We start from the raw sequence: 23069 nt of genomic DNA on the forward strand, positions 1-23069 counted from the left end.
CCTGGGTCTTTACACCGGCTCAGGCAAGGCCAGCCGCTGCCGGATCGTCGACCCATCGTACTCGGTGGGTACGGCGCCAGCGGCTTGCAGCAGGGGAATGACGCTGCGGTTGAATTCAGCAATCCCGTCGGGCAGCACAGGGATGTGAATGTTGAAGCCGTCCGCGGCGCCGCTGCGCCACCAGTCGATGATAGTGTCCGCGACTTCGCGTGGCGTGCCCACCGCCAGCCGGTGGCCGCCGTCCACGCGCCTCACCAACTGCCGTGGCGTCAGGCTCTCCGCCGTCGTCAGTTCGGCGAACGAACGTGAAAACCCCACCGGTCGGGTCTGGTCCTGCGTGTAGCTGAACACCGCCGGGTCGATGGGCTGGTCCGGATCCAGGCCAGTAATATCCGTAAGCGCGGCACGTTTGAAGAAGTCCTTCACCAGGCTCTCTTCGCCTCCCTCTCCATGCAGTGCTTCGTGCTTGCGATAGGCCTCCTCGCGGGTCTCGCCCAGCACGACCACCAGGCCCGGCATCAGCCGGATGCTGCCCGGGTCGCGGCCGTGCGCCTCGGCGCGTTCCCGCAACTGCGCTTTATAGTCGAAGGCCGCCTGCTTGTTGAACAGCGACGCGTAGACGATGTCCGCATGCTTGGCGGCCAGGTCGATACCGGCATCCGACGCACCGGCTTGCGAGATGACCGGATGCTTCTGTGGACCGACCGGCACGTTCAAGGGGCCGGTGACGTCGAAGAACTCACCATGATGATCGATCTTGCGCGCCGTCGTCGCATCCCAGACCTGGCCGCGCGGCGTGTCTCCCGCCGGCGCATCCCAGCTCAGCCATAGCTTCTTCACCACTTCCACGAATTCGTCGGCGCGGCGGTAGCGTTCTTCACGGGGCGGCAACGCTGCCGCGCTGAAGTTGGCGGCGATGTCCGGATTGAAGCTGGAAACGATGTTCCAGATCACCCTGCCATCGGAAATATTGTCCAGGGTGGCCAGCCGCCGCGCCAGGTTGTAGGGCGAGTTATACGAAGAAGACGCCGTCAACAGGAAGCCGATGTCGGGTACACGGGCAGCGATGGCGCTGAACAGCACCGTCGGATCGAAGCTGTGCAAGGGCCGGCTGGTGTTGTCGCGCTGCAGCGCCGGGTGGTCGGAGACGAAGACGATATCGAAGCGCCCCTCGTGCGCGAGTTGCGCCGAACGCAGGTAGTGGTCGAAGCGGTTGAAGCGCGTCCAATCCGTGCCCGGCCAAGCCCAGGACTTGCCGGCCGAGCCGGTGCTATTGATGGCGACGCTGAGAAACAGGCGTCTGCCCGGGTTCTTTGCAAGGTTGCCTGCGGGGTTGTCTACCGAATCGGTCACGCATATCTCCGGTGTTTAGTGGGCTTCCAGCGCGACCGCGCGCATGCCGCGGCCCGGTTCACGCAAGCGCTGTCCTGGTGTGGCATCGAGCAGTGCCCGGGTGTAGGCATTGCGCGGATGCTCGAATACGAGCGCGGTCGGACCGCTTTCGACCAGGCGTCCCTGGCGCAGGACGGCAACGAAGTCAGATAACGAACGCACCACTTCCAGGTCATGCGAGATGAACAGGTAAGTCAGGTTCAGCTCGCGCTGCAGGCGATCGAGCAAGTCGATGATTCTTGCCTGCGTAACGACGTCCAAGGCCGACAGCGCTTCGTCCAGCACCACGATGCGAGGCCGCGGCGCCAGCGCGCGGGCTATGGCGACCCGCTGCTGCTGTCCGCCGGACAGCGCTCTCGGCCGGCGCTGGGCAACGCTGCGGGGCAGCCCGACCTGGTCCAGCAACTCAGCGACACGCTGGAACCGCTGGGCACGCTCGCCGATGCCGAACGCATGCAGTGGCTCGGCGATGATCTGTTCGACAGAAAGACGGGGATCCAGCGCAACCTGGGGATTCTGCTGGACCAGCTGGACGTGCCGCCACACCTCGCGCTGGGCGTCGCCGGCAAGATTGGTGGCGTCATGGCCATCCACGCGTACCGTTCCTGCGCTGGCCTGGGCCAGGCCCAGGATCAACCGCGCGACCGTCGACTTGCCCGAGCCCGACTCTCCCACCAGGGCAAACGTGCTGCCGGTCGGCACGGCAAAGGACACGCCATCGACCGCCTTGAATCGCTGTCCCGAACCATGGGCGAACACCTTGCTCAGGCCGGCAACTTCGATGGCCCGCGTGGCCGCATCCGCTTCAGGCCGCCCACCACGGTCATTGATGGCACGGACCTTGAATGCGGAGGCAGCAAGATCCCGCGTGTACGGCTGCGTCGGCCTGAAGACCAGATCCTCCACCGGACCGCTTTCCACGACCTCGCCATTGCGCATCACGATCGCCCGCTGTGCGTGGTCGCAGGCCACGGCCAGGTTGTGCGTCACGAACAGGACGGCCACGCCGGTCTGCCGCGCCAGCCGGTCGAAGACCTCCAGCACCTGCTTCTGCACGGTGACGTCCAGCGCGCTGGTCGGCTCGTCGGCGATCAGCAGCTTGGGCCGCAAGCCGAAGGCCATGGCGATCAGGACGCGCTGCCGCATGCCGCCGGACAGTTCGTGTGGATATTGGGACAGCCGCTGAGCCGGATGGTCAATTCCCACCAGTTCCAGCAGTGCCGCGGCCTCCTCGCGCAGCTGGCGCCGATCGCGCGGCCGTCCGGCTTCATGCAGACGGAATATCTCGGTGACCTGGGCGCCTATGGTGTGCACCGGATTGAGCGATGTGGCCGGGTCTTGCGGGACCAGGCCGATAAGGCGCCCACGCCGTTTCACCCATTCCCGTTCGGACAGCGCCGTGAGCTCCTGGCCGTCGACGCGGATGCTGCCGCCCGCGATGCTGGCGGTCTTCGGCAACAGGCCGATGACCGCCTTGCTCAGGGTGGACTTGCCCGAGCCGGATTCGCCGATGATCGCCACGATCTCCCCGCTGGCGACGGACACGCTGGCGTGATTGACGGCCGGATGTTCATTGCCCCGGTAATGGACAGTCAGGTTCTCGATCTTCAACATGGGGCACCTTAGATCCTGAATCGCCGCTGCAGCAGCCGGCTTACGCGGGAAACCGCCAGCACCGTGCAGAGCACGACGATGCCAGGCAGGGAGGTCAGCCACCACGCCCTGGCGATATAGTCACGCCCCTCGGACAGCAGGGTGCCCCATTCCGGCTGCGGCGGCGGCGCGCCATAGCCCAGAAATCCCAGTCCGGCGATGGCCAGGATCATCGCGCCCAGCTCGGTAGGAACCAGGGCCACGATAGGCCCTGCTGAATTCATGAGCACATGGCGAAACAGCACCGCCGCGGGCCGGGCGCCAGAGACGCGCGCGGCAGCCACGAAATCGAGTTGCGCCACGCGCAGCGCCTCGCTGCGCGCGACCCTTGCGAATGGCGCTACCGCACCGATGCCGACGCCGATGGCGATCTTTGCCGTTCCAGGACCGAACGCGGACACCAGGCACAGGGCGATCAGGAAGCCCGGGAACGCCAGCAGCACGTCGACCAGACGCATCAGCACGGCATCCACGGTGCCCCGCGCGACACCGGCAATGACGCCGATGGCCGTGCCGACAGTCAGCCCGATGGCCGTGCCGATGACGGCGCCATAGACGGTGGTATGAGTTCCGTGCACCACGCGCGCGAAGGTGTCGCGGCCCGCGCGGTCGGTGCCGAACCAATGCAGGAAGCTGGGCGGCAGGAATTTGTCGGCGCCACTGCCGACCAGGGGGTCCGCAGCCGTAAACCAGGCAGGTGCGAGTGTCCATAGGACAACGATGCCCAGCACGATCAGCGCCAACGCGCTGAGTACGTCCAGGCTGGCCAGCGACGGAATGTTCAAGCGTCGGAGCGCGAAGTTGCGAGTATTCATGCCTGACCTTGGACCTTAGCCGCGTGACGCGCCGCGTGTGAGCAGGATGCGCGGATCGAGAACCGGATACAGCAGATCGATGAGCAGGTTCAGGACGACGTAGACCGCCGCGATGATGAGGATGAAGCCCTGCACCAGCGATGAGTCCTGCGTGGTCACGGCGGCCTGCAGCGCGCGGCCCACGCCGGCACGGGCGAAGACGGTTTCCGTCACCACGGTGCCACCCACCAGCGTACCCAGGATATGTCCGGCGACGGTCAGCCCCGGCGCGGCGGCATTGCGGACCACGTGACGAAAGAAGACCCAATTTGGTCCGGCCCCCTTCGCGCGAACGACATCGATGAACTCGCTGGCGTAGACGGTTTCCACGCTCTTGAGCAGCACCTGGGCAAACGCCGCGGACAGGGGCAAGGCCAGCACGACCGAAGGCACCAGGATGGACAGGAAAGTACCGTCCGGGAAGATGGAGATGAGGTGTAGTTTGAACGAAAGAATGGTCAGGGCCACGATGCCCACCCAGAACACGGGTGCCGCGGCGAACAGGGACGGCAGGATCTGGACGAACTCGCGCAACCAGCGCCAGCGCGCCAGGTTGGCGGTAATGACGATCAGCGTCGTGATCAGCAGCGCCGCGGAGAACGCCAGCGCGGCCAGGCGCAGCGTAGGCGGCGCGGCTTCGCTGATGGCCTGCGCCACGGTCTGCCCGGTACTGATCGAGTAGCCCAGGCGCCCCTGGGCGACATTGCCAAGCTCGATGAAGTAGCGTTCGACGGCATTGCGGTCGTAACCGTAATACTGCTTCATCTGCTCGACGGTCTTGGCATCGATGATGCCGCTTTCGCTGGCCGACAACTGCACGATGGGATTGACCGGCAATAGAGAGATGGCGACGAAGATCAGCGTATACGCCAGCCACAGCACGCCGACGGCCTGCACCACACGCGACAGCGCGTAACGGAGCAGCCGCCTTGTACGATGGGCGTCCGCGCCCGTCGCCACCGTGAAGCTGTCGGTGTTCTTGTCGGGGACCGTGGCGACAAGGGTCAGGTCCTTGCGATCCAGGCTTTCGGCCAGGCGGTATGAGTTCATGCTTTCTTCCACGCGTTGTAGAAGTCCGGATAGGTCTGCGCCTGGAACGTCAGGTGCACGTTGGGCGCTGCGCCGAAGGTCTGCGCTTCCTCGAAGTAGGCAATCACGTAAGCCCCTTTGTGCAGCGCCTTCTGCTGCTCGATCTGGACCTGCCTGAACGCGGCATCGTCTTCGGCTTCCAACTCGCGCTGGTAGAGGGCGACGAGTTCTGGCGGCGACGCCAGCAGCGTCGTGTTGCCGGTATCGGCGAAGAATTGCCCGAGCGAGATGATGGAGGTGCGGTTGACGATGATGGGGATGTTCACATCCTGATTGGCCTTGGCCGCGAAGGACGGATCGTTGCGCACGTCCAGGACGATGCCCAATTCCTTGCGCCACTGCTGCGCGATGTATTCCCAGGCGGGGCCCAGGGCCACCTGCTGCGAGCTCTGCGGAACAGACAGGTGCAGACGCTTGCCGTCCTTGCCGCGCACGCCATCGGCGCCGCGCGTCCAACCTGCCTGTTCGAGCAGATCCCGCGCCTTCTCGGGGTTGTAGGCGAACTCGTGGGACAGGTCGATCGCGTTGGGATTGTCGGCATTGAGAATGGACAGCGGCGGCGGATAGCGCGGCGTCAGCGCGTCGCGCGACAGGCCTGCTCTATCGATGCCCAGCGTCAGCGCCTGGCGCACCCGCAGGTCCTTGGTGAATTCGTTGTTGACCCGCAGGGCGGCGAAATTGGATGTCCCCAGTGGCGGCCGATAGGCCAGCAACTGGAATCCCTGTTCGATGATGGCCGCCTCGTCGGCCGGCTGTATGCCACGGGCCACATCGACCTGGCCCGATATCAACGCCCCGGTGCGCAAGCCGATCTCCGGCAGTACCTGCCAGACGATCTTGTCGAGGTAAGCCTCGCCTTGGTTGGGCGAGCCGCCCGGCGCCCAGTTGTAGCCCGTGCGTCGCACCAGCGTGGCGCCCTGCCCCGGCACGTACGACTCCAGGACGAACGGCCCGGCGCCGACGTGGTTCTGCGGCAGCCCGGCTTCCTCCAGCGTCAGTGCGAGCTTCTTCTCGCCGACGATGGCTGAATTGGAGCGGGTCACGTCGCGCAGGAATTGCTGGTTCGGCTTGTTCAGGATGACGGTGACGACGTCGCCGTCCACCTCGACGCGGTCGTACCCGCGGGCGATTTGCGGATGCACGGGGATGCGCAGCTTTTCATTGCCGCGGCCGAACTGCTCGATATTCTTCGCCACCACCTGCGGCGTCAATGCCGTGCCGTCACTGAAGGTGATGCCTTTGCGGATCTTGAACCAGAATCGTGTGTTCTCGGGGTTCTTGCCCCATTGCTCCGCGACCCAGGGTTGGAAGATCTTTCGATAGGGATCGAAGTACAGCAGCAGCACATTGGTCGGTGCCGTCAGGTTGCCGGAACTATAGGTACCCAGTCGCTGGTTCTGCCAGCTGGATACGGTGTCGGTGTCGGAGAACACCAATGTGCCGCCACGGACAGGTTGGCCGGAGGGGCCTGAAGAGCCGGTGCTCCCTGCTGCATTCGGCCTGTCCTGCGTACTGGCCGCGGCGCGCGATCCCGTCGCATACGCCAGCAGCGAACCGCTGAATGCAGCGGCGCCCGCACGAAGAAAACCGCGCCGATCGAAATTGCCCGACATCGCTCTCACCTTGATCCGCAACACGTTACGCGTGACACCGGAGCAAGGCTCGGCGCCACGATCAAGGGCTTATCCTAAGGGCAATCTTTTTTAGGCTATAGGAAATAGATGCTATTTGATTATGTGTTCCGTCGCCTGGATCGATATAGCGTGATGCTATAAGTCGTGCCGTTGCGCGAGCCACTGCCCTTTGACAGTGTTCGTCGGACTAGTCTGATTTTTTACCTGTTTGACGCCTGATGAATCGAACCGCAACTATCATCGTCGCCACTGGAAGACCATGCGGGATTTTCCACTTGAGGGGAGTGGTATCGATCATGGCTACACACATACTCGGCGGAAGTTTTGGTCCAGGAAAGGCAATCCGGCCCAACGCACGCGTTAATCGGCGCACCAGTGACAATCGTGGACTGGAAGCGCGCGTCGCCAAGCTGGAGGCGACCACGGAGCACATCCAAAGCGACATCAGAATACGTACGCTCTCGAAACAACCGCACCGGCAGACGCCGTTGCGATCACGAAAGGAACGCCCGCCCGCCCAAGTCGCGACGCGCTGCACAGCTGGTCCAATGCGAAGCGTTCGATTTGAAGGAAGATCAACGCGAACTCAGTTCGGAGATGAGAGCCGGGCCTGCTCCTGCCTGACGGCCGACCGAGACTCCCACGCGATCGCCGAGGTTCTAGAGAAGAATCCGCTTACTTCTTGAAGTATTTTGCTCATCCATATGATTCCAGATGCAAGGTATAAGCGATAGCGGCCGAATTGGGAGGGCCGCGTTTCATACCTATCACCAGGAGTCTGGCACCGTGCGGTTCAAAGAAAAGAATGCATCCAAAATCGGTTCGGGCATGGCGGGCTCCCGCAAAGCCCTGCGCGCGACCGTGGCAGTAGCGTCAACATTGGCGTCCCTGCTGGTATCGACCTCGGCCCTGGCCGCAGGGCCGGACACCGGCCTGAAATGGTCCGAAGACCCCACCACCCACTGCAAATTCGTCGCGCCCGAGTCCCTGGGCGATGGGCCGAAATACTGGACCGGTTCGTGCTCCACCATCACCAGCATCGCCACGGGCGTCGGCATGATCCTCGCCCGCAACGGCAATCAAGCCGGCCCTGCGTTCTACGGCGAAGTGCGCGCCGGCATACCGATCATCGGCGTCGTGGATGAAGGCAATGGCTACCGCGCCGGCCTTTTCGACGGCAAGGAAGTCGGCTTGAAGGATTCCGAACGAGTGGATATCGACGACAGCTTCGAGGTAGCCGTGGTCGCGGCCAAGCGCGTCAGCGAAGACTACAAGCGCCAGGGCAATACGGCTTCGGCCAAGCACTACCTTGCCGTGGCGAAGACGCTGGACAAGCAGCTGGACCGCGACTAGTCGACCCATTGTCCACCAGGGCAAACAGGAACAGAATGTACTCGCCCTGAATCCCGGTGGTTCACGGCCGGCCCATGAATGAATAGCCGTAATGTGCGACCTGTCTCTTGTGGGCTGCGTATAGGGGGTACTTCATGGAAACGATCGAGGATTGTTGCATGGCGAGCCATCCTCTGGACTCGGGCCGACGCAACTGGCTGAGAGCAGGCGTTGGCGCGGGCTCGGCCGCGCTGATGGCGGCAACCGTATCACTGGTACCACGGGAAGCCGAAGCGGCCTCCCTCTCGCAGGCGCAGCGCGACGCAATGACCCCGGATCAGGTCATCGACATGATGAAACAGGGGAACGAACGCTTTCGGGCCGGAAAATCGCAGGAACACGACTACCTTGCCCAGAAGCGCTCCAGCGCGGCGGGGCAGTTTCCCGCCGCGGTCATCCTCAGCTGCATTGATTCCCGTGCGCCCGCCGAAATCATCCTGGACGCGGGTATCGGCGACACCTTCAACGGACGGATCGCCGGCAACATCTCCAATCGGCCTGGAGAAGGCAGGAAAAATCAAGATCGTCGGCTCGATGTACGACCTCAATAATGGCATGGTCACCTTCCTGGACTAGCCACCGCTTGATTTTGATCTCGCGCAAGGAAATCACGCCGATTCAAGCGCAGCATTGAACCGCCAAGGCGCAGTGCGGCCCCGGATTACGCTTTCAGTAGCAATCCGCTTTCGGCGTGCCTTTTACATGCGCAAGTTCACTTGACCCATTCCACGGACCACGGGAGCGAAACATGAGCAAGACGATGAAAGCGGCTGTCTTCGTCGAACCTGGACGAATCGACATCCGGGAGAAAGCCATCCCCGACGTCGGACCGAACGACGCGTTGCTGAAGATCACCACCACCACGATCTGCGGCACCGATGTACACATCCTGAAGGGCGAATACCCCGTGGCACCTGGCCTCACCGTAGGCCATGAGCCGGTCGGGATCATAGAGAAGCTGGGCAGCGCGGTGTCAGGCTACCAACTGGGACAGCGGGTGATCGCCGGTGCCATCTGCCCGAACTTCAACTCCTACGCAGCCCAGGACGGCTATCCTTCGCAGGACGGCAGCTACCTGATGCACCAGGGTGGCTGCGGCTGCCACGGCTACGTGGCGACGGCGGGCTGGCGCTTCGGCAACAAGATCGATGGCGCGCAAGCCGAGTACCTTCTGGTTCCCGACGCCCAGGCCAACCTGGCCCCGGTTCCGGACGGCCTCAGCGACGAGCAGGTACTGATGTGCCCCGACATCATGTCCACGGGCTTCAAGGGCGCCGAGAACGCGAATATCCGCATCGGCGATACGGTTGCCGTGTTCGCCCAAGGGCCCATCGGCCTGTGCGCCACCGCCGGCGCGCGCCTGTTGGGCGCGACCACCATCATCGCCGTGGATGGCAACCCGCATCGCCTGGACATGGCGCGCCAGTGGGGAGCCGACGCCACTCTCAATTTCAACGATTGCGATGTCGTCAGCGAGATCCTGCGGCTGACGGGTGGCAAGGGCGTCGATTCGTCCATCGAGGCATTGGGTCAGCAAAGTACTTTCGAAGCCGCCCTGCGCGTACTCAAGCCAGGCGGAACGCTGTCCAGCCTGGGCGTGTACTCCAGCGACCTGAAGATTCCACTCGGCGCATTCGCCGCCGGGCTGGGAGACCACAGGATCAACACGGCTTTGTGCCCCGGCGGCAAGGAACGCATGCGGCGTCTGATGAACGTCATTGAATCCGGCCGGCTGGACCTGACGGATATGGTGACCCACAAGTTCAAGCTCGATGACATCGGCGCGGCATACGACCTGTTCTCGCATCAGCGCGACAACGTGCTGAAGGTGGCCATCAAGCCGTTCTGACGGACGGCAGCGGTGGCAGATCCAGGCGCGCGGCGATGCCCCCCAAATCGGGCGCGGCTCGGGGATAGCGGTCGAGTACCAGCGGATCGTGGCCGGGGATCACGTGCGCCGGGGACTCGGCCAAGGCGGCCAGCCGCCGATAGCCCTGCAGCACATCGCCGACGTTGAAGACCAGCGGGAAACAGCGGTCGTTTTCGAAGTGCTCGTAATAATGGCTGGCGTCGGATGCCAGCACCACCCAACCGCGCGCGGTACTTACACGGACGGCCTGCAGGCCGTCCGTGTGACCGCCGATACGGTGCACGCTGATGCCGGGAAAAAGATCGTCGTCGCCGTCATGGAATACCACCCTGTCGCCATACACCAGGCGCAGCATGCGGATGACGTCATCGGGTTCATAAGCCCGGCTGATCATGCCGCAGCACATGTGGCGCCCCGTGGCGAACGCCATCTCGGTGTCTTGCAGATGAAAGCGCGCCTTGGGGAAATCGGCCAGCGTGCCGGCATGGTCGTTATGCAGATGGGTAATGACGACATCGGTGATACGCGAGGCATCGATACCGACCAGCCGTAACGCATCCGCCGGCTTGCGCAGCAAAGTGCGATGGCGCTTGATGGCCTGTGCCGCTTCGAACCCCGTGTCGACCAGGACGATCCGGTCGGCGTTCCGGATCACCCAGACGTAATAGTCCATGGGCATGGGCGCGTCGTGGGGATCGCCACCCAGGAAGTTGGCCGCGCGTTGCGCATCGCGGGTGGCATACTTCAGCGCGATGACTTCGTATTCGGGTTTTATTGTCATCGGGGCAGTCTACGTCCGGGCTCACACGCCGATCAATCAGCCGAAATTAAAAACACTGCTGAATCAGAATCAACAATGGACAGCCTGCGGCAGGCTCGAACATCGGCACCAGGATGTGGCCTATTTTTGCGCACCTGGGAGCACACCGACCTGGGCCGGAACTGTGATTGTCGCCACGTGAAGATCATGCGGATCTTCCCATTGCGGGAGCGGTATCGATCGTGGCAACACTCACACTCAGCAGAAAATTCGGTCCAGGCAAGACAGCCCGGGCCGGCAAGCGCATCCGGCGCGGCGGCGGCGAAGCTTATGGAATCGAACCGCGCGTCGCCAAGCTGGAAGCGACCACCGAGCATATCCAGCGCGACGTCACAGAATTGAAAACAGAGCTGAAAACGGAGATCCGCGGGCTGCGCTCCGAGGCCCGCGCGAATTTTCGCCTGCTGCTCGGAGCAAACGTGTCGGTAGCCGTGGGCTTGGGCGGCTTGATGGCGAAAGGCTTCGGCTGGTATTGACCAGCACAAGACGTGCAGATCAGATGCGAGAAATCCAGTTGCCGTGCAGTCCTTGCGGCACCCGTTGAGGCATTTCAATTACCGCGACGGGGTGACGCCGAGGTCATGCCGCGGATACCTACCCGTCTCCGTGTCGAGCTTGAGCAAGGCGTTGAATACCTCCGACGGCGGGTTCTTCTCATCGAGCGAGGACGTCAAGGTGGGCATATAGACGAAACGAGTCGGCAAGGCTTCGCGCAACTGGTTCACGCGCGGAAACTCGGTGATCTCGTTAGAGAAGCCGGCGATTTCGAAGCTGCGACGCGACGGATCGATGGTCACTGGCCCGGGCCAGCGGCCACAGGGCATGGCCGGATTGTATGGGCCGCCAGCCGCGGTTCGCGGCGCCTCATCCGGTCAGAGCAATCTTCTACGGCATCAGGGCCTGCCCCGCTGATACAGTGTGGACCTGCTTTGCATAGGCTCCTGCTTCAAGCGGACGGACGGCCCGGACTACCCAGGCAGCGCATGCGTTTCGCTTTCCCGCCAGACATCGGATGTCGTGAGGGCTTCCCGTCGCATCTGCTCCAGCACGATTTCTTCCGCGCCAGGTATCGCTCGGCTCGTGCGGCGGATGATCCCGATCTGGCGATGCGGCCGGGGATCGCCGATGGATCGATGCGCCATATGGTCGGCCTTCAGCCAGGGCAAGGACAGTTTCGGCAGGATGGTCACGCCCAGGCCGGCCGCGGCCATGTTGATGGCGGTCACCATACTGACCACCTCGTGTCCCGTCTTGCGCGGCAGCCCCGTCAACAGCAACGACGCCTCGGCCAATCGCCTCACACTGGATTTCTGCGGAAGCAGGATCAGCGGATGCTCGGCCAGCTCGCTCCACTCCACCACGGGTCGGCGCGCCAGAGGATGATCCGCCCTCAGCACCGCTACCAGCTCGTCCACGAAGAGCGGCTCGAAGGACAGCTCGCTCACGGCATGGGTAAACATGCCCACGCCAAAGTCGACCTCGCGATTGACGATGCGTTCGATCAGCACATCGTTCTGGTCCTCGATCATCTGGACGGCAACGCTGGGATGCGACTGATGCAGCGCCGCCAGCGTGCGCGTGCCTATGCCAAACGCCAGTGAGTGAAGGATGGAAAAGGCAATGCGCCCACGGCTGCCATCGACCAGCGCACGCATGTCGGCGCTTGCATGATCCAGATCCTGCAGGGGTCGGCGGACACTGAGCAACAACTGCTCACCGGCGGCTGTCAGATGCAGGCGTCGCGTCGTCCTGTCGAACAGCGCCACGCCAAGATTGGACTCCAATTCCTTGATCAGCTGGGAAAACGCAGGCGGCGTCATCGAAGTGTGCGCCGCCGCCAATGCAAAAGATCCCAGCTCTGCCGCGGCCACGAAGCCCTGCAGCTGCCGCAACTTGAAATTATTAGGCATTGCTTAAGAATAGCCAAAAAACTTCAAATTGTCATTGCCCAGCTACCCGGAGAAGATACACATGCAATGCGGGCCTCGACTCGCGCCAAACCGCACAGGGCGAAATAGATCATGGGAAATTTTTGGATCGGTATCGATACCGGGGGCACCTTCACCGATTTGGTCCTGCGCGATGCGCAGAGCGACCGCTGTGTCTATCACAAGGTACCGACGCAAACCAAGGATCCCGCCAAGGGGATCCTGGACGGGGTGCGCGAGCTGCTGGAGATCTCCGCTGTCGATGCCAAGAGCGTGGATTTCGTCGTGCTGGGCACGACCCTGGCGACGAATGCCGTCCTGGAAGGCAAGTGGGCCCGTACAGGGGTAATCACCAGCGCGGGTTTCGGAGACCTCCTCGATATCGCGCGTCAACGCCGGCCCCACTATTTCGACCTGGACGTCCCCAAGCCGATTCCCCCTTCACTGCGAGACGATCGGATCGAAGTCGCCGAGCGCGTTCAATACGACGGTGCCCCGATCACGGGCCTGGACGAGAAGGCGGTCCGTGATGCCGTGGCCACGCTGCGCGAGCGCGGGGTCGGCGCGATCGCCGTCTGCTTCCTGCATTCCTACGCCAACCCCGGGCACGAGCGCAAGGCCCTGGAAATCGTGCGCGAGACCTGGCCGGACGCCTATGTCTGCACGTCCGAAGACGTGCTGCCGGAAATGCGTGAATACGAGCGCTTCGTCACCGCCACGGTCAATGCAAGCCTGATGCCGGTCATGGACCGCTACCTTGAGCAGTTCGAGCATGGTGTCCGTGATATCGGCGTCAAGCGCCCGGCCCGCGTGATGCAGTCCAATGGGGGCGCCGTCACCGCGGCGACCGTGCGCAGGCTGCCCATCAACACCTTCTTCTCCGGTCCTGCCGGCGGGGTGATGGCCACGGTAGCCGTTGGCAAGGATGTCGGCAAGAAAGGCCTCGTCGCATTCGACATGGGCGGCACCAGCACCGACGTCTGCCTGGTGAAAGACCTCGATCCGGCCATGAAGAGCGAACGTCCGATGGGCGGCCTGCCCGTCAGGGCGCCCACCTTCGACATACACACGATAGGCGCGGGCGGCGGCAGCCTGGCCTGGATCGATGCAGGCGGGATGCTCAAAGTGGGGCCCCAGAGTGCGAGCGCCTATCCCGGCCCGGCCGCCTATGGCCGCGGCGGCGACAAGCCGACTGTTACCGACGCCAACGTGCTGCTGGGCCGCCTGAGTCCCGTTTCGCTGCTGGACGGGCGCATGAAGGTATATCCGGAGAACGCCGTCGAGGCGATACGGACGACACTGTGCGACACCCTGGACATGAGTGTCGAAGAGGCGGCAATCGGCATCCTGAAGATTGCCACCGTCCACATGACGGGCGCGGTGCGCGTCATCTCCGTTGAGCAGGGCGAGGATCCCCGTGACTACGCCCTGGTCGCATTTGGCGGCGCGGGCCCCCTGCATGCGGTGGAAGTCGCGCTGGCCGCCGGCATGAAAGAGGTGATCGTGCCACCGCGTCCGGGCCTGCTTTCCGCACAGGGCCTGCTGCAGTCCGATCAACGCGGCGATTTCAGCATGACCTGCCTGGTTCCGGCACAGCCTGAATACATCGATCGCGTCAATGCGGCCTTTCGCGCGCTCGATGAACGCATCGACGCCTGGGTGAAGGACGAGAGCAGCGACATCGCGGTAAGCGTCAAGCAGGCCTGGAAAATCGACCTGCGGTACCTGGGCCAAAGCTCCGAGCTGATGCTGGAGATCGAAGCGGCCCACATCGATGCAGACATACTGAGCGACCTGCGCGCCGCCTTTCACCGCAAGCACGAAGAGCTATTGGGCTACCAGCTGCCCACGCATGACGTCCAGGTGGTGAATGTAAAGGCGTCGGTATTCATGGAAACGACCAAGCCTTCGACCATCAGGATACAAGAGGGCGGCAACCTGGCCGCCGCGAAGGACGGTGAACGTCGCGTGTGGTTCGCCAGCACGGGCTTCGTCGACACCCCCATCTTCAAGCGCGGCGCCCTGTCCGCGGGCACGCGCTTCGACGGCCCCGCCGTGATCGAACAGATGGACACCACGACCGTCGTTCCGCCAGGCGCGCATGTGCTGGTGGATGAGTATGGGTACCTGCACATCGATCTGGCCGACATTCTGGAAGCGCAAGGAGTTCAAGCATGAAGAAACCCATTGACCCGATTCGCGCAGAGGTAGTGGCACGCTATCTTCTGGGAGTAACCGAGGAGATGGGCGCCGCGCTCACGCGCGCGGCATTCTCTCCGAACATCAAGGAGCGGCACGATTGCTCCACGGCCGTCTTCGACAGCGAAGGCAATGTCATCGCGCTGCCCCAACGCGTTCCCATCCACCTGGGATCCATGGTGGGCGTGGTGGGCGCGATCTGCGAGAAGTTCCCGCGCGATCAGATCAAACAGGGGGATATGTTCATTGCGAACGACCCCTATAACGGCGGCGGCTCCCACCTTCCCGACGTCAATATGATCGCCCCCGTTTTCTTCGATGGCCAGATCGTGGCCTTTGTCGCGAATATTGCCCACCACGCGGACGTCGGCGGCATGGTGCCGGGATCCGAGGCCGCCATCTGCACGTCGATTTTCCAGGAAGGCATCCGCATCCCGCCCGTGCGCCTGATTTCCGGCGGGGTGCTGAACACCGACATTCTCGATATTTTCCTGCTGAACTCGCGTACGCCCGAAGAGCGTTCCGGCGACATTCGCGCCCAGATCGCCGCGAATACCGTCGGCCTGCGCGCGATGGAAGCCCTCTTCACGCGCTATGGCGTGGCATCGCTGCAAGAAACGATCGCCGGCTATCTGGACTTCACCGAACGCCGCTTCCTGCGCGCCATCGAGAAATTGCCGCAGGGCGTTTATCGATCCAGCGACTATCTGGACGGCAATGAAGAAGGTGAAACCGCCGAGATCCGCTTGCGGCTGCTGGTCGAAAAAGGCAAGCTGGTCCTGGACTTCGACGGCTCCGCGCCGCAACTGGAGTCCGCGCGCAACATTCCCTATCGCGCGCTGATCGCCACCGTCTACACCGTGGTCAAGAGCATGCTGGATCCCGGCATCGCGGCGAACGCGGGTTATTTCCGCACCATCGAGGTCCGCATCCCGCGCGGCACCGTGGTCGGGCCGGTGGCCCCCGCGGCCATAGGCGCGCGCGCCATTTCTTGCGCCGTCCTTGGCGACGTCATTGCCACCGCGATTTCCAAGGCAATGCCGGGCAAAGGCCTGGCACGCAGCGGCCCTCACCAGCTTATCGTGCTGGCCGGCGATGATCCCCGCACGGGAAAGTATTTCGTGAACTATGAAACGCTGGCCGGGGGCATGGGCGCCAGGTCCTACCGGCATGGCATGGACGCGGTACGCGTACACGCTTCGGGCTCGTCGAACCTGCCGGTCGAGGCGCTGGAGCATTCCTATCCCTTCATCATCGAGCGCTATGAAATCAACCGGAAGAGTGGCGGCACGGGTCACTTCAAGGGCGGCGCGGGCATTCTGAGGGATTACCGGGTCACCGGCAAGAATGTGGTGCTCAGCCTGTCCTCGGAGCGCCAGAATGTCGCCGCCGGTGGCACGGACGGCGGCGGCGACGGCGGCCTGGGCCAGTTCGTGCTAGACCCGGACACGGCCAACGAGCGTAAGCTTCCCGCGGCCGCCGCGGAAATCAAGTTACGTGCGGGGCAAGTCTTGCGTGTCTGCACCCCTGGGGGGGGCGGCTACGGCAAGGCGGATTGACATCACCACCCCCGCAAAGGGGGGGTTTAATCAAGGGGAATACCATGTTCTGTCTGTACCAGCGTTATCGCCGTAGCGGTCTAGCAGTGCTGGCCGCGCTGCTACTCAGCGTGTCGACGCTTGCCGAGGCCGCCTGGCCGGATCATCCGATCAAGCTCGTCGTGCCTTTTTCGCCGGGAGGCGGCGTCGACCAGACGGCCCGCGAACTGGCGCAACGGCTGGGGCAAAGCCTGGGCCAACCCATCGTGGTCGAGAACAAGCCAGGGGCGGGTGGCGCGCTGGGGGTGCGCTATCTGATCTCGTCGCCACCCGATGGCTACACATTCGTATTGGCGACCGCGGGCGAGGTCGCCATTACGCCTTCATTGAACCCGCAGATAGGCTACGACCCGCTCAAGGATCTGACGCCCGTCGCGCTGGTCGTGCGCGCGCCGAATGTCCTGGTGGTGCATCCCGACGTGCCGGTCAAAAGCCTGGCCGAGCTGATCGCCTATGCCAAAAAGAATCCCAACACGCTGTCGTACTCGACCAGCGGTATTGGCACGGCCCAACATCTGTCCGGCGAATTGCTGGACAAGCTGGCCGGCGTCCAGATCCAGCACATCCCCTACAAGGGCTCGTCCCAGCAGACGCTCGACGTCATTGCCAAGCGCGTGACGATGACATACGCCAGCCCGGCCGCCGTGAAGCCGTTCATGGATAAGGGGCAGCTCAGGGCGTTGGGCGTCACCACCGCGAAAAGGATATCCACATTTCCGGACGTGCCGGCCATTGGGGAAGTCGTGCCCGGCTACCAGTTGGAAAGCTGGTTCGCGCTATTCGCGCCGGCGCATACGGATCCCAAGATCGTCAGCCGGGTCAATGAGGAAGTCGTCAAGATGCTTCATGATCCCGCCCTGGCCGCGACGCTACGCGCAACGGTGGGCGAGCCGAGCTACGAGAGTCCGGAAGAATTCTCGAAGTTCCTCAGCGCGGACGTCCAGAAGTTCTCCAAGCTGATTTCCGACGCCCACATCACCTTGCAGCCCTGACGCCGCGCCAACGTATAGTGCCCAGGCCGGCGCCGCCGATCACGCGATCTGTTCCAGCTTGAAACGATGGACCAGGTCGGCCCACATCGCGTGTTCCTGCAGCACGTACTTCTGGAAATCTTCCGTGGTCCCGCCCACCGGTACGGCGTGGACCGTGTCCAGCCACTTGCGCACCTTCTCGTCCTTGAGCGCCAGGTTGAAAGCCGCGTTCAGCTTGGCCACCGCTTCCTTGGGTACACCGGCCGGTGCGAAGATGCCCTGCCAGGAATTGAGCGGCTGGGGCGAGGCGCCCGCTTCGACGATGGTCACCGCGTCGGGAAGTACCGGCGATCGTTGCTCGGAGGTCACCAGCAAGGCCCGCGCGCGGCCCGCCTCGACCAGGGGCATGGCGTCGGCGATGTTGAGCACCGCGACCTGGATCAGGCCGCCCATCAGGTCCTGCATGGCGGGCGTGACGCCGCGGTAGGGAACGTGGGTCAGCCCCAGCTTGAACGCCGCGGACACGAGTTCGCCGGTGATCTGGTTCGACGTCGCCACCCCTGGCGTGGCATACGCGGTCCCCGGCTTCTGGCGGGCCCATGCGACGAATTCGTTCAAGTTCTTCGCCGGCACCGATTCGTGCACCACCAACACATTGGGCTGATCGGTGAGGTGGATGATGGGTGTCAGGTCCTTCAGCGCCTGATAAGGCATCTTGTCGCCCATCACGGCCGGCTGCACAGCCAGGGTACCGACGTGCGCCATGCAGAAGGTATAGCCGTCGCCGCGTGAGTGTGCCACGCTGGCTACCCCTATCATGCCGCCCGCGCCGTCCTTGTTCTCGACGACCACCGACTGGCCCAGGGACTGCGCCAGCGGCTCCGCCATGAGGCGCGCGAATGCATTGATCGACGCGCCCGGCGGAAACACGATGACGAAGCGTAGCGGCTGCGTCGGCCACGCGCCTTGCGCCGCGCGCCCATCGGGCAGGCCCGAGGCCATCAGCGTCACACCACCCAGGCCGGCCAGGAACCGGCGTCGGCCGCCCCCGAGCGCGTCTTTCTGCTCAAACATGGTATTCCCCTTGAGATTTTTTATCGCGCTTGGCGCGCGGTCCTGCCCTGCTCAATATGCGGACAGTGCGACATCCGATGGCTTGTCCGGGCTGGCGTAGTTCTGATTTCGATACCAGGCCATGTACTCGGTGTACGTGATGGGTTCGTACTTCGGCGGGTGAGCTTCGTCCTCGCAGGTGGGCAGGCACACCATCTGCCAGTCCAGCTTGCAATCCATGAAGAAGGGGATGGCGTAGCGTTCCCTGCCGGATCGGTTGATGACCCGGTGCGGAGTGGCCAGGAATCGGTCATTGGTCCAGCGCCGCAGCATGTCCCCGCCGTTGACCAGGAAGCTGCCCGGCAGCGCGGGCGCATCGATCCAATTGCCATTGGGCAGGCGGATGGACAGCCCTTGGACCTTGTTCTGCACCAACAGTGTCATGAAACTGGTATCGGAGTGCGGCGCGAGCCCGAACTGGTTTTCCTCTTGCGGCGGCTGTTCTGGATAGTGCGAGAGCCGCAACGTGTACATCGGTTCGCTGAAGGCCGTGTCGAAAGCGTCAGCGGGCAGGTCCAGCGCCAGCGCGTAGAGCGGCAACAGGGACTTGCCCAGCGCTTCCAGCGCATCCGCGTAAGCCACCACGGTTTCACGGAAGGCCGGCAAGTCGCGCGGCCATGGATTGGCGGGACGAAAGCGCACGCCATTCACGACATCGGGGTGATCCTTGGGCAGGTCGCGCTTGATGAAGAACGATTCGACCAGGTTGGGCCGATTGTTCTGGTTTAACTGCGAATGGCGCGTGGTCGATCCCTTCAGCGGCACGTAGCCCACGTTGTGCTCGCTGAACGGATACTGCAACTTCGCATCCAGCGGCTGGTTGTGGAAAAGAACCGCCGCGTCGAAAGTGTCGTCGATCAGCTTCTGGGGCACCCCGTGATTGACGATGAAGTAGAAGCCTATATTTTCGAGCGCATGCCGCAGTTGCGCTGCCAGTGCCTCGCGCGCGCCCGGCGTACCCGCCAGATAGGGACCGACATCCAGCACCGGGATCTCTTCCTCCGCGTCCGGTCGAATCTGGGCGAGGCTGGGGGCAAACTGAGTCATGGCACGCTCCGGTAAGGGAAGCAAACAGATTGCCATGGGTCCCTGCGCCGGTATCCGTCGGGAATCCCCTTATGCAGTTTGCCCGAACGAGGTTGAAGGAAGTTTCTTAAGCCTCTGATATCGCATGGAAAAAGCCCAGCAGGCCACTACCGCTACGGTACGGGCCATAATGCGCATGCATGGGTACCATCCAAAAAGCTATAGGGGCAGTGCGCTTCGGATCAGGATGGATATGACTGAGTACCGTCGCCGGACTTGTCGCCATTGTCGCCGACGTTGGAAAAACCGTTGCCCTCGAAGCCGTAGGCATGCATCAGCTGCTTGAAATGCTGGAGGTCGTGGATCGCCACGGGGCCCAGTTTCTGGGCGAGGCGGACGATCAGGATCTCGATGATGACCAGATGCGCGATATGGGTCTCGGTTCCCACCGGGCGTAGCGGATCCTGCGGGCCCGCCACGGCGAGCACCAGGTCGGCGACTTCCGCCAAGGGCGTGCCCGGATGCGTCATGGCGACTACCGTCGCGCCATGGGCGCGCGCATAACGCGCGGCATCCAGGGTGTAGGGCATGCGGCCGACATGCGACACGATGAATGCAATACCCCGCGGCCCGAGCGTGCTGGCGGAAACCAGCTGCTGGTGCGCGTCGAAGATGGCATTGGAAGGCACGCGCAAACGAAACAACCGGCTTTGCAGTTCGTTGGCGATGAAGGTCGATGACGAGCCGACCGAATAACAATCGATGCGTTCCGCCTTTGCCATGCGGTCAGTGATTTCGTCTATCACCTTGGCATCGAGGCTCTGCCCCAATTCGCGCAGCGACGCCATCGCACCGTGAATGACTTTGCTGGAAACGTCGGCCGTGCTGTCTGTGGCAAGGACGCTGCGATGCAGATGCGAACCATACGTGGCATAACTCTGCGCCAGCGCCACCATGAAGTCACGTACCGACGCATAACCGAAGCTTCGGCAGGTCCGCACGATGGTGGGCATCGAAACGCCGGCTCGTTTCGCCAGTTCCTCGACGGTGTTGACCGCCGCCGCCTGCGGGTCGGCCAGAATGACCCGCGCAACCAGCCCCTGGGAAGGAGACAGGCTGGGCAAGCGCTCCTGTAGCTCTTGCAGTAGGTTGCTCGCGGTGATGGGCATGGGCCGTAAATATAGCAGGAGCGCCACGACCCGCTCGCGGCGATAAGCCTGGCGCCGCGCATTACTCCAGTTTCTGGATATTGGCCGACTCGATGAGATCGCGATACTTGATCTGTTCGCTGCCGATAAGCTTGCGGAAATCCGCCGGTGAGCCCGTCACGGTCACCGCGCCCAGCTTGGCCATGGCCTCGCGCACGGCATTCGTGCGCAATGCCTTGTTCATCTCCGCATTGATCTTGTCGATGATGTCCCGCGGCGTCCCCCTGGGCACCACGATGCCGCCCCAGGACACGCTCTCATAGCCCTTGATGCCAGACTCGTCGAACGTGGGCAGGTCAGGATAAAGAGGAACCCGTTTCAGGGAGGTGATAGCCAGCGCCTTCAGCTTGCCGCTGTCCACCAAGGGCATGACCACGGATGAATTGTTGATGCTGTATTCAATCCGGTTGCCAATCAAGTCCTGCAAGGTCTGGGGGTCGCCCTGATATGGAACGAACTGGACGTCCAGTTTTGCCATGCTGCGCAGCAGCTCACCGGCGATGTGGCCACTGGTGCCGATGCCCGATGCACCATACGAGAACTTCGCTGGATGCTGTTTGATGCGCTCGAACAGTTCCGCCGCCGTCTTGGCGGGATTGTCGGGGTTGACGGCCAATACGTTGTACAGGTTGAACATCTGGCCGACGGGTTCGAAATCCTTATCGGGATCGTATGCCAGGCGCTTGAACAGCGAGGGATTCACACTCAGCGTATTGACGTTCGCATAGCCCAGCGTATAGCCGTCGGGCTGCTGGCGCTTGATCAAGCCCATGGCGATGGCGCCCCCGGCACCGGGCCGGTTCTCGATCACGAACGATGCGTTCAGCGCTTTCGCCATTTCATTGAACACAATCCGGGTGAGCACATCCGCGGATCCCCCTGCTGCCGAATTCACGACTACCGTGACGGGTTTGTCGGGCCACGAGGCTGCCGAGCCGGCCGCAAAAGCGGGCGTGGCAAACAATCCGGCAACTGAGAGCAGGGACAGCAAGGATTTGTTCATCGTCTTTTGAGTAATAAAATTACAAATAAGCCTGCACCGAATCCAAACTTCTTTATTTTCATTGCGCATTCGAGCCTTGACTGCCCGCGCCCTGCCATCGCGCTGTAATATTATTACCAACACGGCCGGCTTTTTCATGCAGGGACATACCCTAGGCCCCGCCCTTTTCCTACGTCGAACACCACGCCATGACCACTGTTTTCCCGCCGTCCCGCAATGCGAACGCGCTCGCGCCCTACGACTGTCCGCCCGCCGACGTCCCGACCCCGTGCCTCGTCGTCTACGAAGAAGCGCTGCTCCATAACCTGCGGATGACGGCGGAGCGTTGTGGCGGTATCGAACGTCTGATGCCCCACATCAAGACCCATCGGGCCAGCTGGGTCGTGGCGCGCTTGATCGAGGCCGGCGTGCGGGCGTTCAAGGTGGCTACCGTCACTGAAGCGCGGATGGTCCTGGATGCCGGCGCCCCACGGGTGTTGTGGGCCTATCCGACGGTCAATGGGCATCACCTTGCCAGCTTTCTCTCGTTGGCCCGCCAGCATCCGCAGGCCGTGCTTGGCGCCCTCATCGACTCCGCGCAAGGCCTGGACGCCTGGCGCCAGGCAATGGGCGCCACAACCTGGCCATCCAACCTGAGCCTGCATGTGGACCTGGACCCGGGGATGGGCCGCACAGGCGCGCCCATCGGCCCGGAGGCGCTGAGCTTGGCGCGTGGCGCGGCGGCGCTGGGGACCTTGGGGACATTCGGCGGGTGGCACGTCTATGACGGCCACATCCACGATCGGGACATCGAACTGCGCCGCGGTCGGGTAGCTGAAGTCGCCGCCCGGCTGCGCGCCATCGTGACGAAGGGCCGCGCTGGCCACGGACTTTCCGCCGAGGTGATCGCGGGCGCCAGCTACAGCTTCGATCTCTGGCCCACCGACCTGGCCACCTATGTAGCGCCGGGCAGTTGGGCGTACTCGAGCGACCAGCACGACATCGAACTGGCGCATCTGCAGTGGCAGCCCGCGGCTTTCGTGCTGGCCACCGTGATTTCGCGGCATGGCGAGCGGGTCACGCTCGACGCGGGCGCGAAGGCCATTTCTCCGGACAAGCTCATGGCCGACCGCTTCCGCTGGGACAGCCCCATCGTGATGATGAACGAGGAACACGTGGTGGTGGATGGTGGCAGCCTGGCGGTGGGCGACCGCGTGATGCTGCTGCCGCGGCATGCCTGCACGACGGCCTATCTGTACGACCAGGCCCTGGTGAGAACCGAGAGCGGGCGTTGGGAAATCCGCGCGCAATTGGGCAGCAAGCGTTGACGCGGGAATCGC

Annotated in this window: 20 protein-coding genes; 8 read left to right on the forward strand and 12 right to left on the reverse strand. The window is 63.2% G+C overall.

Annotated features, from left to right (window positions below):
- Positions 1 to 9: 9 nt before the first annotated feature.
- From CEY05_RS21720 to CEY05_RS21740, 5 genes are read right to left on the reverse strand one after another with little or no spacing between them, the layout of a single operon-like run.
- Entirely contained in the window at positions 10 to 1353 is a 1344-nt protein-coding gene (locus tag CEY05_RS21720; protein WP_198952852.1) for an NtaA/DmoA family FMN-dependent monooxygenase, read from the reverse strand.
- Positions 1354 to 1368: 15 nt separating this feature from the next.
- Positions 1369 to 3006: an ABC transporter ATP-binding protein gene (locus CEY05_RS21725; RefSeq protein ID WP_088597267.1), complete on the reverse strand. Its 1638-nt coding sequence runs from the start codon at positions 3004 to 3006 to the stop codon at positions 1369 to 1371.
- 8 nt (positions 3007 to 3014) lie between these two features.
- Positions 3015 to 3860, reverse strand: coding sequence for an ABC transporter permease (locus CEY05_RS21730; RefSeq protein WP_088597266.1), 846 nt, complete (start codon positions 3858 to 3860; stop codon positions 3015 to 3017).
- 15 nt (positions 3861 to 3875) lie between these two features.
- On the reverse strand, positions 3876 to 4949 hold the full coding sequence (locus tag CEY05_RS21735) for an ABC transporter permease (RefSeq protein ID WP_088597265.1): 1074 nt from the start codon (positions 4947 to 4949) through the stop codon (positions 3876 to 3878).
- On the reverse strand, positions 4946 to 6601 hold the full coding sequence (locus CEY05_RS21740; protein ID WP_088597264.1) for an ABC transporter substrate-binding protein: 1656 nt from the start codon (positions 6599 to 6601) through the stop codon (positions 4946 to 4948). Before CEY05_RS21740 ends, CEY05_RS21735 begins: the two co-directional genes overlap by 4 nt.
- Positions 6602 to 7408: 807 nt before the next feature.
- On the opposite strand from CEY05_RS21740, the gene CEY05_RS21745 reads away from it, so the two are divergent.
- The 3 genes from CEY05_RS21745 to CEY05_RS21755 all read left to right on the forward strand — a co-directional run bounded on the left by CEY05_RS21745 (position 7409) and on the right by CEY05_RS21755 (position 9863).
- Positions 7409 to 7975 (forward strand): hypothetical protein, encoded by a 567-nt coding sequence (locus CEY05_RS21745; protein ID WP_088597263.1) that lies wholly within the window; start codon positions 7409 to 7411, stop codon positions 7973 to 7975.
- A gap of 134 nt (positions 7976 to 8109) precedes the next feature.
- Positions 8110 to 8565 (forward strand): carbonic anhydrase, encoded by a 456-nt coding sequence (locus CEY05_RS31800; RefSeq protein WP_369825975.1) that lies wholly within the window; start codon positions 8110 to 8112, stop codon positions 8563 to 8565.
- A 197-nt stretch (positions 8566 to 8762) separates the two neighbouring features.
- The gene (locus CEY05_RS21755) at positions 8763 to 9863 is read left to right on the forward strand and encodes an NAD(P)-dependent alcohol dehydrogenase (protein WP_088597262.1); all 1101 of its coding nucleotides are present in this window, start codon (positions 8763 to 8765) and stop codon (positions 9861 to 9863) included.
- Here the strand turns inward: CEY05_RS21755 and CEY05_RS21760 are convergent.
- Positions 9850 to 10665, reverse strand: a complete 816-nt coding sequence (locus CEY05_RS21760) for an N-acyl homoserine lactonase family protein (RefSeq protein WP_088597261.1) — start codon at positions 10663 to 10665, stop codon at positions 9850 to 9852. The genes CEY05_RS21755 and CEY05_RS21760 overlap by 14 nt on opposite strands.
- Positions 10666 to 10832: 167 nt before the next feature.
- Between CEY05_RS21760 and CEY05_RS31805 the strand changes: the two genes are divergently transcribed.
- Positions 10833 to 11180: a hypothetical protein gene (locus CEY05_RS31805; protein ID WP_233161644.1), complete on the forward strand. Its 348-nt coding sequence runs from the start codon at positions 10833 to 10835 to the stop codon at positions 11178 to 11180.
- Between the two features lie 78 nt (positions 11181 to 11258).
- Here CEY05_RS31805 and CEY05_RS21770 read toward each other — a convergent pair whose 3' ends face one another.
- A complete protein-coding gene (locus tag CEY05_RS21770; protein WP_158219377.1) occupies positions 11259 to 11501 on the reverse strand; it encodes a carotenoid oxygenase family protein in 243 nt (80 codons plus the stop codon).
- 171 nt (positions 11502 to 11672) lie between these two features.
- Entirely contained in the window at positions 11673 to 12614 is a 942-nt protein-coding gene (locus CEY05_RS21775) for a LysR family transcriptional regulator (RefSeq protein ID WP_088597259.1), read from the reverse strand.
- A 111-nt stretch (positions 12615 to 12725) separates the two neighbouring features.
- Between CEY05_RS21775 and CEY05_RS21780 the strand changes: the two genes are divergently transcribed.
- Genes CEY05_RS21780 through CEY05_RS21790 form a run of 3 tightly spaced genes read left to right on the forward strand, consistent with a single transcriptional unit; the run spans position 12726 to position 17421 of the window.
- Positions 12726 to 14810, forward strand: a complete 2085-nt coding sequence (locus tag CEY05_RS21780; RefSeq protein ID WP_088597258.1) for a hydantoinase/oxoprolinase family protein — start codon at positions 12726 to 12728, stop codon at positions 14808 to 14810.
- On the forward strand, positions 14807 to 16390 hold the full coding sequence (locus CEY05_RS21785) for a hydantoinase B/oxoprolinase family protein (RefSeq protein ID WP_088597257.1): 1584 nt from the start codon (positions 14807 to 14809) through the stop codon (positions 16388 to 16390). The genes CEY05_RS21780 and CEY05_RS21785 overlap by 4 nt, the downstream gene beginning before the upstream one ends.
- A gap of 44 nt (positions 16391 to 16434) precedes the next feature.
- Complete coding sequence (locus tag CEY05_RS21790; RefSeq protein ID WP_088597256.1) at positions 16435 to 17421, forward strand: tripartite tricarboxylate transporter substrate binding protein; 987 nt, start codon at positions 16435 to 16437, stop codon at positions 17419 to 17421.
- 39 nt (positions 17422 to 17460) lie between these two features.
- Here CEY05_RS21790 and CEY05_RS21795 read toward each other — a convergent pair whose 3' ends face one another.
- From CEY05_RS21795 to CEY05_RS21810, 4 genes are all read right to left on the reverse strand, one after another.
- On the reverse strand, positions 17461 to 18474 hold the full coding sequence (locus CEY05_RS21795) for a tripartite tricarboxylate transporter substrate binding protein (protein WP_088597255.1): 1014 nt from the start codon (positions 18472 to 18474) through the stop codon (positions 17461 to 17463).
- A gap of 51 nt (positions 18475 to 18525) precedes the next feature.
- Complete coding sequence (locus tag CEY05_RS21800) at positions 18526 to 19560, reverse strand: isopenicillin N synthase family oxygenase (protein ID WP_158219378.1); 1035 nt, start codon at positions 19558 to 19560, stop codon at positions 18526 to 18528.
- Between the two features lie 221 nt (positions 19561 to 19781).
- The gene (locus CEY05_RS21805; RefSeq protein ID WP_088597253.1) at positions 19782 to 20708 is read right to left on the reverse strand and encodes a MurR/RpiR family transcriptional regulator; all 927 of its coding nucleotides are present in this window, start codon (positions 20706 to 20708) and stop codon (positions 19782 to 19784) included.
- 61 nt (positions 20709 to 20769) lie between these two features.
- On the reverse strand, positions 20770 to 21888 hold the full coding sequence (locus CEY05_RS21810) for a tripartite tricarboxylate transporter substrate binding protein (RefSeq protein ID WP_233161646.1): 1119 nt from the start codon (positions 21886 to 21888) through the stop codon (positions 20770 to 20772).
- 50 nt (positions 21889 to 21938) lie between these two features.
- Between CEY05_RS21810 and CEY05_RS21815 the strand changes: the two genes are divergently transcribed.
- Positions 21939 to 23057: an alanine racemase gene (locus CEY05_RS21815; protein ID WP_088597251.1), complete on the forward strand. Its 1119-nt coding sequence runs from the start codon at positions 21939 to 21941 to the stop codon at positions 23055 to 23057.
- Positions 23058 to 23069 lie beyond the last annotated feature (12 nt).

Origin of the sequence: Achromobacter sp. HZ34, assembly GCF_002209485.1 — a bacterium.
GTDB lineage: Bacteria > Pseudomonadota > Gammaproteobacteria > Burkholderiales > Burkholderiaceae_B > Bordetella_C.

Coding starts and splice junctions, on each gene's coding strand:
- CEY05_RS21725 (WP_088597267.1), bottom strand. CDS start 3,006: ATGTTGAAGATCGAGAACCTGACTGTCCATTACCGGGGCAATGAACAT.
- CEY05_RS21730 (WP_088597266.1), bottom strand. CDS start 3,860: ATGAATACTCGCAACTTCGCGCTCCGACGCTTGAACATTCCGTCGCTG.
- CEY05_RS21735 (WP_088597265.1), bottom strand. CDS start 4,949: ATGAACTCATACCGCCTGGCCGAAAGCCTGGATCGCAAGGACCTGACC.
- CEY05_RS21740 (WP_088597264.1), bottom strand. CDS start 6,601: ATGTCGGGCAATTTCGATCGGCGCGGTTTTCTTCGTGCGGGCGCCGCT.
- CEY05_RS31800 (WP_369825975.1), top strand. CDS start 8,110: ATGGAAACGATCGAGGATTGTTGCATGGCGAGCCATCCTCTGGACTCG.
- CEY05_RS21755 (WP_088597262.1), top strand. CDS start 8,763: ATGAGCAAGACGATGAAAGCGGCTGTCTTCGTCGAACCTGGACGAATC.
- CEY05_RS21760 (WP_088597261.1), bottom strand. CDS start 10,665: ATGACAATAAAACCCGAATACGAAGTCATCGCGCTGAAGTATGCCACC.
- CEY05_RS21775 (WP_088597259.1), bottom strand. CDS start 12,614: ATGCCTAATAATTTCAAGTTGCGGCAGCTGCAGGGCTTCGTGGCCGCG.
- CEY05_RS21780 (WP_088597258.1), top strand. CDS start 12,726: ATGGGAAATTTTTGGATCGGTATCGATACCGGGGGCACCTTCACCGAT.
- CEY05_RS21785 (WP_088597257.1), top strand. CDS start 14,807: ATGAAGAAACCCATTGACCCGATTCGCGCAGAGGTAGTGGCACGCTAT.
- CEY05_RS21790 (WP_088597256.1), top strand. CDS start 16,435: ATGTTCTGTCTGTACCAGCGTTATCGCCGTAGCGGTCTAGCAGTGCTG.
- CEY05_RS21795 (WP_088597255.1), bottom strand. CDS start 18,474: ATGTTTGAGCAGAAAGACGCGCTCGGGGGCGGCCGACGCCGGTTCCTG.
- CEY05_RS21800 (WP_158219378.1), bottom strand. CDS start 19,560: ATGACTCAGTTTGCCCCCAGCCTCGCCCAGATTCGACCGGACGCGGAG.
- CEY05_RS21805 (WP_088597253.1), bottom strand. CDS start 20,708: ATGCCCATCACCGCGAGCAACCTACTGCAAGAGCTACAGGAGCGCTTG.
- CEY05_RS21810 (WP_233161646.1), bottom strand. CDS start 21,888: ATGAAAAAGCCGGCCGTGTTGGTAATAATATTACAGCGCGATGGCAGG.
- CEY05_RS21815 (WP_088597251.1), top strand. CDS start 21,939: ATGACCACTGTTTTCCCGCCGTCCCGCAATGCGAACGCGCTCGCGCCC.